The sequence below is a fragment of the Bacillus sp. RIT 809 genome (assembly GCF_016892495.1).
GTDB classification, from domain to species: Bacteria; Bacillota; Bacilli; order Bacillales; family Bacillaceae_G; genus Bacillus_A; species Bacillus_A cereus_U.
On the sequence record NZ_JAFEMR010000007.1, the window covers coordinates 1 to 13,686 of the forward strand.

A 13,686-nucleotide genomic window follows, 5' to 3' on the forward strand; every position below is an offset into this window, starting at 1 on the left:
AAAATTATCAGCACGAATGATAATTTTTATAAAAAAGAGAGTCTCATTTTTCAATGAGACTCTCTTTTTTATATATTTAAACAGAATTTTCAGCTCTATCATTCAAAATAAATACTCGAGTGAAAACCACCATAATTACTACAATAACTAAAAAATATAGGGGCATGACTACTAAGGAACCTGTATGCAGCTGGCTCATTCCCCAAATTGTCAGCGTGACTATTATATAGTACCCTAAGCTAAATAATGCGCCTGCTGTACCAATGACATTTTGAAAATCTACTAATGCTAGACTGAGACAGTTAGGTAACGCTATCCCAATTCCTAATAGCAATATAAACATCGCTACTAAAAATCCAATCATATATAGTATATTCGGATTTGATCGGATGGACGTAATAACAGATAACACGATAGCTCCCCCCGTCATTACAATACAACCTATATATATGATTTTCTCCGGTTTATACATAGGCAGTAACCGTTTTGAAACTTTCGCTCCAATAATAGAAGCAGACGCAACTACAATTCCTAGAAATCCGTACATACTAGGTGATAACTGAAAGTATTCAATAAAGATAAACGGCGCTTCTGCATAATAGCTAAATAAAACACCATTTGCTCCCCCAATTAATAACCCATATGTTACTACTTTCGGATTTGTAATTAATCTTTTCGCTACTAAGAAAACATTTATTTTATCCGTTACTGTGTCCGTTTTTGTTTCTGGAAGAGAAACAAATGTATACAGAAAGATCCCAACACTCATAACAACTAAACTTAAAAATACTATTTTAAATCCAAACATTTGATCCAGAAAGCCCCCAATTAGCGGACCTATCGCTGGTGTAAAAGCAATGACTGCCGAAATTTGAGCGAACATAACATGGCGTTTATGCCCATCTACACTTTCACGAAGAATCGTTTGTGTCACAACTGATCCTGCACTTGCTCCAAACGCTTGAATAAAACGACTTAACAATAAAAATTCAATGGAACTTGCAATATAGCATAAGAAACTTCCAGCGCCATATACTACAATTCCAAGTAGCATCGCCCGGCGACGACCAATTATATCTGATAACCATCCAATAAAAAATACACCTAAAGCAAATCCAGCAAAATAAACACTAAGCGTTAACTGCACCTCATTATTACTTACGTGCAACGCCTTTGAAATGTCTGGTAAAGACGGTGTGTAAATTGTTTCACTAATTTGCGGAAATGCCACAAGAATAATCATTAACCACAGTGATGGTACTGAGACTTTTTTCATTTTTCATACCCTCCTATAACTTTGAAAATCTCAGAAATGAATAGACTTTCCTTAGCTACGGAACAGGAGGGGCCATTATAGAAATTCGATCATAAAACAACAAAGAAAACACCTCAATTACGCATGTTAATACTTATAGGAGGGTAATATTAACATTGATTTTACAATATAGTCTTTCAATTATATGATAGGTTGTATTTGTTTTCTAGTGTTCATGATCTGAATATTTGTTAGTACACGAATGTCCTTTCAATTCTCTCGGAAAATTAATACGATTTAAAAAGCGCAACTAAACAACTGAAACGCCCCTTCAATTGTTAAAATCAGTCTCACAATTGAAGGGGCGTTTTTTTTATTGCTAAATTTTCACTGATTGTTCTTCTTGATAGATAATTTCACCATCAATAATAGTTGTTTCTACTTTTAAATCTTTAATTTGGTTTGGATCGACACTTAAAATGCTGTCATTTAATATAACTAAATCCGCCAACTTTCCGGCCTCTATGCTTCCTTTTATCTCTTCTTCAAAACTCGCATAAGCACCATTCCATGTGTATAGTTTAATAGCTTCCATTACGCTTATAGATTGATTAGCACCAACCTCTATTCCAGACTTGGTTTTTCTATTTACAGCAACATGAATTCCTAATAAAGGATTATAGTCAGTAACTGGTGCATCCGAACCACCTGCTGCAATGATGCCACGATCAATAAAATCACGAGCAGCGTACATGTGATTCACACGATCACCATAGTGCTCTACATATATCTCTCCGAATTCATATGGAAATGGAGGATTTGGAATAGGAATCATCTCGAGTTTTTTCATTCTCTCTTGTAAATCTGGTGAAGAAATTCCCGCGTGCTCGATTCGATGACGGTGATTTTTTCTTGGTGATTCCTCTAGCGCCCTTTCTACACAATTTAAATACATTTCAATAGCTTTATCGCCTTGTGCATGTACAGTGATTTGATAACCTTTTTTATGCGCTTCACCTAAAACTCGGTAAATTTCTTCCTCACTATAATAAAGAATGCCATAATTGGTAGGGTCACTCGAGTACGACTTACGGGTTGCAATTGTAGGCCCAGTGCTACTTCCATCTGTAAACAATTTAGCTGGTCCAACTTTGAATCTCTCATCTCCGGTACCAGTTACCACACCAGCTTCGACCATTTTATTAACAAATTCATGGGAGTTATTTATTTGACATATCATTGCATATATTCGGACACGAATATCCCTACTCTTCACAGCTTGTTGTAGTAAACGATAACTCTCAGCTCCATCTCCACCTGCGTCATGTATACTTGTTATGCCCGCTGCAACGAAATGATCTGATGCAATTTTCACAGCCTTCATCATTTCACTTTCTGTATAACTTGCAACCTCGCTCATCCTCATATTTGCTGCTTCAATTAACTTTCCTGTAAGCCTACCTGCCTGATTCTTTTCAATAACCCCCCCACTCGTGTTCGGTGTGTTCTCGTTAATTTGCGCAATTTCTAATGCTTTGCTGTTCACCACACTTATGTGGTGGCAAGTACGGGTTACAATAATAGGGTGTTCAACTGAAATTTCATCCAGCTCAGTAATTGTTGGATAACGCTTTTCCTTCACAGCGGTTTCATTAAAGCCCCAAGCACGTATCCATTCACCTTTTGGCGTTTCTAATGCCTTCTTTTTCAGATCATCTAACAAAGCCTCGATAGAATCAATATGTTCAGCTTTACAACTGACAGCCAACTGATTTAGTCCATGAGAAATGATGTGAAGATGGGAATCAATGAATCCAGGAAGAAGCGTTTTTCCTTGCAGGTCAATTACATCCGTTTTTTCTCCTATAAAACTCTTAACCTCCTGATTTGAGCCAACAACTACGATGCGATTATCTTTTATTGCTACAGCTTCGACTACTGTATTCTTTTTGTCTACTGTAATAACTTCTCCATTTATCAATACAACATCAGCTTTCATAAACTCAACCCTTTCGGAATTACTCTTTTCGAGTAATTCATTCAGTATTTAAAGTTATATCTTTCAATAAGCTCTTCCGCTTTTTAACAAGATTTATCAATAATTAATTAAAGTTGAGTTAAACATTCTTTCATTGTTTTAACGATAAAAGTAAAGTCTTCCTCTGTGATGCTTAATGGAGGCGCAAGCTGCAAAATATTATTGTAACCTGCAACCGTGTCACCATTTTTACCAATAATTAGACCTTTTTCTTTACAAGCATTGATGACTTTGTTCATCTTTTCAATAGAAGCTGGTTCTTTTGTTTGCTTATCTTCCACTAGTTCAATGCCTAAAAGAAGGCCTTTTCCGCGAACATCTCCTACATTTGGATGTTCTTTTACATCCTCAAGTTCATACAACAGTCGTTCACCCAATTCTTTGGAACGTTCAATGAGTTTCTCATTCTCCATAATTTCTAAATTCTTCAAAGCTAAAGCACAAGCAGCAGGATTTCCTCCGAACGTATTCACATGGCGGAAGCGATCATAATCATCACTACCTACGAATGCCTCATAAACCTCTCGTCTAACTGCTGTTGCTGACAAAGGAAGATACGCACTTGTAATACCTTTTGCCATTGTAATGATATCTGGTTTAACGCCATAGTTCATAAATCCAAACGGCTTCCCCGTCCGGCCAAATCCACATATAACTTCATCACAAATGAGCAACGCACCGTGCTTCTCGCAAATTTCTTTTACTTTTTCCATATATCCATCAGGAGGCATTAAAATTCCGCCCCCGGTAATAATTGGCTCCATAATCACGCCGGCTACTGTTTGGCTTAACTCCCATGTCATGACACGATCGATTTCATCAGCACTTGCCAGTGTATGAACATCATCTGGATTTCGATACGTATCCGGCGGTGCTACATGCAAGAACCCTTGTCCGAGTGGTTCATATTTATACTTTCGCTGTGCTTGACCTGTTGCCGCAAGAGCCCCCATTGTGTTACCGTGGTAAGCACGATAGCGTGAAATAAACTTATAGCGTCCATGATCACCTTTTTGTTGATGATATTGACGAGCAATTTTAAACGCTGTTTCATTTGCTTCCGATCCACTGTTAGAAAAGAAAATGACGTATTCGTCACCAAGCCATTCATTCAATTTTTCTGCTAATTTAATAGCAGGAACATGACTTTGTGTCAGAGGGAAATACGGCATTTCTTCAAGCTGTTCAAAAGCCGCTCTTGCAAGCTCTTTTCGGCCATACCCAACATTCACGCACCAAAGACCGGACATACCGTCTAAATAACGGTTTCCATCAATATCCGTCACCCATGCCCCTTCTGCTTTTGTGATAATTAAATTCGTTGGATTAGGGGATGCTCCTTTCATTGCATGCCAAAGGTACTTTTCATCTGCTTGTTTCAAACTTTGTGTTTGTTCTGTCGCTTGCACAATCACCAACTCCATTCTATCTTTTTATGATTTCATATCATTCTTTCAATAACGAGCCGTAAGCATTTTCTTGCGAGTATAGAATTCTACGCCATCTTTTCCATTTGCATGAAGATCACCATAGAAGGATTTCTTATAACCTGAGAATGGGAAGAATGCCATTGGAGCGGGAACTCCAAGATTAACCCCAAGCATACCTGCATCAATTTCTTCACGGAATTCACGAATAGCTTTCGCACTATCGGTGTACAGGCATGCACCATTTGCGAATGGTGATGCATTAGCAACACGAATCGCTTCCATTAAGTCTTTTACGCGTACAATAGAAAGAACCGGTGCGAAGATTTCATCTTGCCAAATTTTCATTTCCTGTGTCACATTGTCAAAAATCGTTGGGCCAACAAAATAACCTTGGCTGTTTGCTGCATCGTCTTCACGTCCGTCACGAATAAGTGTCGCTCCCTGCTCTACACCGGATTGAATGTATCCGAGTGTCCGCTCTTTATGTCCTTCACGAATAACAGGACCAAGGAAAACACCTTCTTCCAGGCCATTACCAATCGTAATTGCATTAGCCTCTTGAAGCAGTCTATTAACGAGCTCATCTGCAACGTCTTCTTCCACGACAACAACAGCCGCCGCCATGCATCGTTCACCAGCTGAACCGAAAGCAGCATTTGTAATTTCTTTCACTGTAGAACTAAGGTCCGCATCTTTTAATACGATCGAATGATTTTTTGCCCCTGCAAGAGCTTGTACACGTTTGCCGTTAGCTGCTGCTGTTTTATATATATACTCAGCCACAGGTTGGGAACCAACGAAAGATACAGCCTTCACATCCTCATTGTCAAGAATGCCGTTAACGACGTCATGTGCACCATGCACAATATTTAGTACTCCATCTGGAAGACCTGCTTCTTTAAACAGTTCAGCTATGCGATTAGCCAATAGCGGTGTTCTTTCAGATGGTTTTAATACAAACGTATTTCCGCATGCAATCGCGAGTGGAAACATCCAGCATGGCACCATCATCGGAAAGTTAAATGGCGTTATTCCTGCGATTACTCCGATCGGGTAACGATACATCCCTGATTCAACACCGGTAGCAATATCGGGAAGTTGTTCTCCCATCATTAAAGTGGGTGCGCCTGCGGCAAATTCGACACATTCAATCCCCCGCTGTACTTCACCGTATGCTTCTTTATAACTTTTTCCGTTTTCCAAGGTTACGAGTTTAGCTAACTCTTCCCAGTTTTCAATCAATAGCTGTTGATAGCGAAATAGAATCCGAGCACGCCGAGGAACAGCGATCTTTCTCCATGTTTTGAATGCTTCTTTAGCAGTTGCTACAGCTCTATCTACATCTTCTTTAGTCGAAAGAGGCACACGAGCAATAATCTCTCCTGTTGCTGGATTTGGTACATCTTCAACATGTTTACTTGTAGATTCTATCCATTGTCCGCCAATATAATTTTTCAACGTTTGTACATTTTTCATTACTACCATGGTGAAGCCTCCTATTTTAAAATAACCGTCCTATGTATTTATTACACTCATAAAAGAAAGCGCATTCATTTGACGGTATGTAAACTTATTTGCATACATTTCTTCAACATTACTAATCTTAATCTTATCCATTGAATACATAGGAGCAGTCATCTGCTTAGCATTTGTCCACTCCCCAGTTCACATTATTTTAGATTAATCTCATGGTTCATCTTATAATTCTTTTTCAGAAATACTGGGCAATCCCATTCACAAACAAGATCCTTAGCTAAGGAAACGACCCAGTCCTTTGTAATATGATACTTTTTTCCATCAACAGTAATAAACACTTCACCGTCTGTCACATAGAAAACTTCCTGTTCTTCTACATGCCACGTTCCTTTATTCGGTTCGCCTACCCATGGTTCCCATGCGTTGGCACCTAGTTGCTCTGCTTCTTCTACTGTAAGTTTTTTCGCAAAAAACATGATGATATCCCTCTTTCTTATTGGTAATTTTGACGGAATACGTTCCTATAAATCTACTGTTTTAACATTGGGAGCTGTATTAACATTGGTAGCTTTTAAACGTTTGAACTCTTTTCTCATAAAGTATATGGCAATGAGAACACCTGGAATTTCTGCAGCAGGAGCAGCGTACCATACACCTTCTACACCCCAGAATTTCGGGAAAATAAATAGAAACGGTAACATGAACAACAATATTTTGCTTACACTAATAAACGTTGCGGACCAGTTTCTCTCTTGTGATTCGAAATAACCAGAGATAAGCAAACTAACTGCACTAAGCGTAAACAAACAATTGAATATAACTGTCGTCCAAATGCCCAGTTTCTGCAATTCAGGATTACCACCAGAAAAAAATGACACAATTGGATCTGCAAAAATAATTAGTATGGCTGTCACGATCACAAAGAAGGAAACCGTAAAAATGAGTCCCATCTTAATTGCTTGTTTCACACGATCAAGGTTGCCCGCACCGTAATTATAACTAATAATCGGTTGAAGTCCTGTCATCCCACCGAGCGCTGCTAAGGCGAGGAGATTTGTAATGTAACCGTTTTGAATTGTGAAAGCTGCAACGTGCAAACCACCACCGTAGCTTTGCAGTAAGTTGTTGGTGAAAATAATTGCAATAAACATCATGAACTGACTCGAGAAAGATGCAAAGCCCGTCCAAACCACTTCACCAATCTTCTTGAGATTAATCATCATATCTTTCATTTTCGGCTTAAGTTTTGTTTTACCAAACCAGAAATAAAAGATTAGGAGAGCAGGAATCGATTGCGAAATCGTATTAGCCCATGAAGAACCCATCATCCCCATGTCATACTTCACTACCATAATCCATTCCATAATCCCAGCAACCACCGCTGCGACTAACCAACTGTTCATTGATAATATAGGTTTTTCATCGATATTAGCTAAAATACTTAATACAACGGCCAATATCGTTAATGGCAACGAAATCCATAGCAGTCGGCTATATTGCACCGCATATGGAAGCGCTTCATCACTTGCTCCAAATAAAATCATAATATCATTTTCAAAGAGCAATCCAAGTATAGCTAACAAAGTGGAAAGGAACAGCGTAAACCATAAAGTTTGTCCCATAATACTTCTAGCTTCCTCTATCTTGCCTTTTCCAAGCCGAAGTGAAATGACCGCTCCGGCTCCCACACCTAAAAGAACACCAATCATACGGGTAATAACCATGACCGTAAATCCAATTCCGATCCCTTCGACTTCCAGCTCCTGAAAGCCACTGACGAAATAGCCATCAACAACCGATACAACTCCTAGAATTACGTTAGCCATAATTCCCGCCAAAGCAAACCGTAAATATAGTAACGGAATACTTTTGGTTCCTAGCACTGAATCATCCACCGGCTTATTCATTACTTCTGGTTGCTCTATTTTTGATGACGGACCGTTGTCCACTATTTTCATGAGCATATCCCCTTATAAATAATTTATATAGCACGTTTTGCTCAATTAATTCGCATACCAACCTACAGGATTGGCATGCTGGTGGATATTGATTTGCTTCGTTTCCATAAAATGCTCTAGCCCAACAGTACCTAACGCTCTACCGATTCCACTTTGCTTATATCCGCCCCAAGGACCTTCAACATAAGCAAGATGATAACTATTAATCCAAGTAATTCCCGCACGCAATTTACTAATAACACGTTTTGCTCGGTCCATATCTTCAGTAAATACAGCACCGGCTAATCCATAAATGGAATCATTCGCTTTTTGGATCGCATCTTCCTCATCTTTAAATTTCTGTACAACAAGGACTGGTCCAAAAATCTCTTCCTTAACAATACGCATATCTGCATTTACATTAGCAAAGATTGTTGGTGCGATGAAAAACCCTCGATCAAGCCCATTTTCTGTTAAACGTTTACCACCACAAACTAATTTTGCACCTTCTTCAATTCCGCTCTTTATATAATGTAAAACGTCATTCATATGAGACTCGGTTGTGAGAGCTCCCATTTCGATATTCTCGCTTTCTCCGTTTCCAACTACAATTTTATTCGCACGCTCGGCCAATCTTTCAACAAACTTATCGTAAATGGTCTCTTGTACAAGCAAACGGGATGCAGCTGAACAAACTTGCCCAGCATTGTGGAAAATACCAAACATCGCATTATCGACTGCGGTTTCAAAATCCACATCGTCGAACACAATAAGTGGAGATTTACCACCTAGTTCAAGTGTGATTTTTTTCATATTGCCCGCAGCTGCGCGCATAATACTTTGACCTGTTTTTGTTCCACCGGTAAAGGCAACTTTGTCAACATCATGGCTCTCTGCAAGCTCATTCCCAACCTTTGAGCCAGGTCCCAATACCAAGTTTGCCACTCCGTCCGGAAGTCCAACCTCTTCGATAATTTCAAATAATTTGAATACGCTTACAGGAGTGACGTCAGCAGGCTTAATTACAATTGTATTCCCTGCGGCAAGTGCAGGAGCAATTTGCCAAACAGCTAACATAAGCGGAAAGTTCCAAGGTACAATAAGTCCACAAACACCAATCGGTTCATGAATAATAATTGTTTCCGAAGAATCAGCACGAGTGTAGGATTCCTCTTTCATACCCCTGATCAAGTCAGCATAATAGCGGAAACATTGAATCGATACCGGAATATCTACATGGGTTGTTGCACGGATAACCTTACCGTTATTTGCAGTTTCCAAACGGGCAATTTCAGCTGTCTTCTCTTCAAGACGGTCTGCAATCTTATATAGATAGTCAGCTCTTTCATCAGCCGATAAATCCGACCAGATTCCGCTGTCAAACGCGTTACGAGCCGCCTTAATTGCTATCTTCGCATCATCTGCTGATCCATGAGCAGACGTTGCGATAACCTCTCCCGTTGCAGGATTGATAATGTTTCGTCTAGCACCCGATAATGCTTCTACCCATTTCCCGTCAATGAACATGTTAATTTCCATAAAGACCTCTCCTTTACGCGATAATATCTACCAGTTTGAAACCAATATGTGCTATATTGACCAACATCGCTTTCTGATTATAGAATGGGAATGATTTGAGGCGTTCCTTTTCAAATCGGTATCCACCTGCACTCCCCGTAACAATCCATTGTGCCAATAACTTACCAAACAATGTCGAGAGAGACGCGCCGTGGCCCGTATAACCCGTTGCGAAATATGCGCCTTCTTTGGATCTACCGATAACCGGGAACGTATCAATTGTAACCCCGATAAATCCACCCCACCTGTAATCAATCTTGCTTCCTTCTAGTTTTGGCATCATTTTAACCATAGCATCGTAAACATTTTGATAAACAGCATCACCTAAGTTTGGACGAATATCGCCACCGCCAAATATGATCCGATTATCTGGTGTGCGCCTGAAATAGTAAAGGAAACTGCTTGTATCAAAAACCATGCGATCTTTAGGAATGACGGCATTCACCACTGATTCTGGAAGCTGTTCAGTAGCAATAATACGTGCCGAAATTGGCAGTACGCCTTTATTCAGTTCAGTCATGATTTTTCCAGAGTAACCATCTGTAGCCACAATAATGTCTTTCGCAGTAACAGCACCTTTTTCTGTTACAACTTTCACACTATTTCGGCCGTACTCAATAGATAGTGCTTTCGAATGTTCAAAGATTTTTGCACCGATCGATTTAGCTGCTTCTCCCAAACCAATTGCATAGTTCAGTGGTTGGAACGAGTAACTCGAGTTGTCGACTAAGCAGCCATGATAATGCGGAGAATCGATCTCTTGATGCAACTGACTTCGATTAAGCACGCTTGATTCGTATCCGAAATTTTTGTTTAAGTATTCACTTTCATGTTTCAACCCTTCAAAATGCTTGGCTTTGTAAGCCGCCACAATATGACCTGTCTTTCTAAAGTTACAGTTGATTTGATGCTCGTCGATAATGTTTTTAACTAATTCAACACTAAGCAGCGAAAGATCGTTAAGCTGTCTCGCCTCTTCGGCACCATACTTCTTGGCAAGCTCCTGCATCGTTGACTTATATCCCGGCAATACCATCCCGCCGTTGCGACCGCTTGCGCCATATCCGATTGTTTCCTGCTCAAGGACAATGACACTCTTCCCTAACTTTTGCAAATGATATGCAGAAGAAAGACCTGTGAAACCTGCGCCAATAATGACAACATCCGCCTCTTCATTTCCTTCAAGAGGTTTTCCTTTGTCATAGCTGTTTGCAGTCGCTGTCCATAGTGAGAGAGTATCCATATGATCCATCTTATCCATAGCTAATCCTTCTCCTTTCGTGACATGTATGTTACAATACAGTCAAAAATATTCAAAATATTCACATTTATTGAATTAATAATATGACTTGGAGTTTCCTCCAAGTCAATAGCCATTTGAGAGTTTTTTGAAGTCATTTTGCGAAAAAAATGGAGTAACTCCACTTTTTTCATTGGGGGGACATCTATGAAAATTGGTACATTTGCGAAGCTTTTTCATGTTACGACTGATACCGTTCGTTACTACATTGAACTAGGATTATTAATACCAGACAAAAAAAACACCCAGTATCAAATGAACCAATTGTGTTTCGACGACATGGCTTTTATTACTGAGCTGAAAAAATTTCATTTTTCATTGATAGAAATCCAACGAATTTTATCATATCGGCGTGTCACAAACTTCTCAGATCATGAGGATATCGACTACTACAACAACTTGCTCATTGATAAAAAGGACGAGCTAACCAAGAAAAAAGAAGACATATCAAAAGCTATCCAATTGATTGAAAAAGCAGCTCAAACTAGCTCACCTTCATCCAAAGAAGAGAATATTACAGGAATCCCGCTTGACTTTGTAAATTTTCTCTATTGTCCGAAGTGCCGCATTCCACTTGAAATGGAAGATGTAACGATTAAAAAAGTTTACATTCACACGGGGCGTTTAACTTGTACCTGTGGATACGAGGCAGCTATCGAAGAGGGTATTATCATTACCGCGAATTTGTACGAGACGTCTCCTTATCCATCTTATTTTTACGATAAAGAAACGATTAAAGAGATCAATCCCAAAATGATTAACTTATTTGAAAAAATTAATTTTCAGTTTCAAAAAGTTTTACAAAATATAGATTTGAAAAACAAATTAATTGTGGAAACAAACGTTGACGCTTTTGTATCACTACCCAAATATATCGATGTTCTTGAAACAAGCGCGTCCTATGTATTCAGTGGCTATTCGCTTGCGATGCTCAAGAAGGTTAGAAACAGAATTGAGCGTATGAATCCGAAGCCACGCGTCCTTTATATTTTGAATTCCGATTTAAATCTGCCATTAAAACCGCTTAGCATCGATGTTTTTGTGGATAGTTTTTCAGTAACTGATTTTTCACTGCTCAATCCGCAGTTCCCAATTCACGTTCTAAAAAACTATTTACATAACAGTTCAACAATTGTCGGCGGATACTCATATTATGATAGTTCGGCCAAATCCTTGAAAAACATTTCAGCCTTATATCCAAATTCTCACGAACATATTTTACATCCAAAATACTTAGAAGAAAATTTATCAGGCCACGAATTTCAAATCACGCAAAGTGAAAATATCGGTTACTGTACAGATCCAGGACCTTATTTCGATTATCATGTAAGAGACGAAAAATTCCACATGCTCATGTATTTGGCTAGTACGAAACAATAGCACAAAAAAGCGCCATCACAAGTGATGGCGCTTTTTATATGTAAGAGATACTAGAAGATATCCTTCTAGCCTACTCCCATTTATAAGTCCAAAATTGTTCAAGTTGCAGCCATTTTAATGTTGCTGCATCTTTGTTTTTTATTTTTGCATGTGTTTCTTCAAGCATTGCTTCTGTTTGTGAACGATGCGCGCCTAGTGCAGCTAATTTATGTTCAAATACTTCACTAATATTATTTACAACATCCGGCTCACCGAGTACTGCTTCGCGATTTCTCGTAATCGCAACTGCATGAATGACTGGACGCTCTTCTTTTGGCATACGTGATACAGCGCGAACTACAGCACGGCCAAATGCATCATGATCTGGATGTACGCCGTGTTCTGGATAAAATGTAATAATTCGAGATGGATTTACTTCTTGAATAATCGCTTCAATTTTATCTGCAACAAAATCAACATCTTCAAATTCTAACGTTTTATCATGGAAACCAAGCATTCTTAAATCTTGAATCCCCATCGCTTCACATGCATCTTTTAATTCTTTTTCACGGATATTTGGAATCGTTTCACGGTTAGCGAATACATTTTTCCCCATGTTACGTCCCATTTGTCCAAGAGTACCGCATGCATATGTTACAGGTACTCCTTGATCTGTTAATAAGCGAATTGTTCCTCCCGCAGCAAATGCTTCATCATCTGGATGCGGAAATACAACAAGTACATGTCTCTCCATAAGTTTCCCTCCTTCTTACTTAAATGGCGTTAAGCTTAACTCAAGCGCTACCGCTAAGCGGCCTTGATTATCATGCCCTGCTAGTAATAAACGCTCTTTATCGTCTACTTCCCAGTGCGTAATGCCTTCTGCATATACCCAGCCATGATCCATTTTCAAACCAACTCGGTATGGGTTGGTTCCAGTTATTTTCCCGCGTTCAAAACGGATAATTGCATTTCGAATGAATGCTCCAACTGTCATCAACTTTTCATTAAAGTGTGACGCATACGCTCCGTTTGTTGTTTCTAAATGAATATATACATCTTTATTTACAAAACGTTCAATTTCATTTTGAATAAGAGAACTATCTTTTACTATTTCCATCGGAATTCACCTCTTTAAACCATTTTACGCAAAAATAATGTAAATTGCTATCTCTATATTAGAGGACAACGCTCACTTTTCCTAATAATTTGCACTGTGTTTTTTATATTTTTTATATGATATGTAAAAATCACATTTTTTCCTTCACTTTGTTAAATAGTTTTCTTTCTTTTTTGAATTTGCTACAATATAT

Annotated in this window: 11 protein-coding genes; 1 reads left to right on the forward strand and 10 read right to left on the reverse strand. The window is 38.9% G+C overall.

From position 1 onward, the window contains the following. Positions 1-76: 76 nt before the first annotated feature. The 8 genes from JTF23_RS09550 to JTF23_RS09585 form a co-directional block, all read right to left on the reverse strand. Entirely contained in the window at positions 77-1,276 is a 1,200-nt protein-coding gene (locus JTF23_RS09550; protein ID WP_204208607.1) for a multidrug effflux MFS transporter, read from the reverse strand. A 358-nt stretch (positions 1,277-1,634) separates the two neighbouring features. Further along, positions 1,635-3,254 carry an amidohydrolase gene (locus JTF23_RS09555; protein WP_204208608.1) on the reverse strand — a complete coding sequence of 540 codons (1,620 nt, stop codon included), beginning with the start codon at positions 3,252-3,254 and terminating at the stop codon, positions 1,635-1,637. 107 nt (positions 3,255-3,361) lie between these two features. After that, complete coding sequence (locus JTF23_RS09560; RefSeq protein ID WP_204208609.1) at positions 3,362-4,717, reverse strand: aspartate aminotransferase family protein; 1,356 nt, start codon at positions 4,715-4,717, stop codon at positions 3,362-3,364. 30 nt (positions 4,718-4,747) lie between these two features. Beyond that, positions 4,748-6,208 carry a CoA-acylating methylmalonate-semialdehyde dehydrogenase gene (locus JTF23_RS09565; protein ID WP_204208610.1) on the reverse strand — a complete coding sequence of 487 codons (1,461 nt, stop codon included), beginning with the start codon at positions 6,206-6,208 and terminating at the stop codon, positions 4,748-4,750. A 185-nt stretch (positions 6,209-6,393) separates the two neighbouring features. After that, on the reverse strand, positions 6,394-6,675 hold the full coding sequence (locus JTF23_RS09570) for a cupin domain-containing protein (protein WP_078181248.1): 282 nt from the start codon (positions 6,673-6,675) through the stop codon (positions 6,394-6,396). A 45-nt stretch (positions 6,676-6,720) separates the two neighbouring features. Then, positions 6,721-8,157 carry an MATE family efflux transporter gene (locus tag JTF23_RS09575; protein WP_204208611.1) on the reverse strand — a complete coding sequence of 479 codons (1,437 nt, stop codon included), beginning with the start codon at positions 8,155-8,157 and terminating at the stop codon, positions 6,721-6,723. A 45-nt stretch (positions 8,158-8,202) separates the two neighbouring features. Continuing rightward, positions 8,203-9,675, reverse strand: coding sequence for an aldehyde dehydrogenase family protein (locus JTF23_RS09580; protein ID WP_204208612.1), 1,473 nt, complete (start codon positions 9,673-9,675; stop codon positions 8,203-8,205). 13 nt (positions 9,676-9,688) lie between these two features. Then, complete coding sequence (locus JTF23_RS09585) at positions 9,689-10,975, reverse strand: NAD(P)/FAD-dependent oxidoreductase (protein ID WP_204208613.1); 1,287 nt, start codon at positions 10,973-10,975, stop codon at positions 9,689-9,691. Positions 10,976-11,161: 186 nt separating this feature from the next. Between JTF23_RS09585 and JTF23_RS09590 the strand changes: the two genes are divergently transcribed. Further along, positions 11,162-12,394, forward strand: coding sequence for a MerR family transcriptional regulator (locus tag JTF23_RS09590; RefSeq protein ID WP_204208614.1), 1,233 nt, complete (start codon positions 11,162-11,164; stop codon positions 12,392-12,394). 70 nt (positions 12,395-12,464) lie between these two features. On the opposite strand, the gene bshB2 is transcribed toward JTF23_RS09590, so the two are convergent. Both bshB2 and JTF23_RS09600 read right to left on the reverse strand, forming a co-directional pair. Beyond that, the gene (gene bshB2, locus JTF23_RS09595) at positions 12,465-13,127 is read right to left on the reverse strand and encodes a bacillithiol biosynthesis deacetylase BshB2 (protein WP_000439466.1); all 663 of its coding nucleotides are present in this window, start codon (positions 13,125-13,127) and stop codon (positions 12,465-12,467) included. Between the two features lie 15 nt (positions 13,128-13,142). Continuing rightward, a complete protein-coding gene (locus JTF23_RS09600; RefSeq protein ID WP_000407037.1) occupies positions 13,143-13,493 on the reverse strand; it encodes a YojF family protein in 351 nt (116 codons plus the stop codon). Positions 13,494-13,686 lie beyond the last annotated feature (193 nt).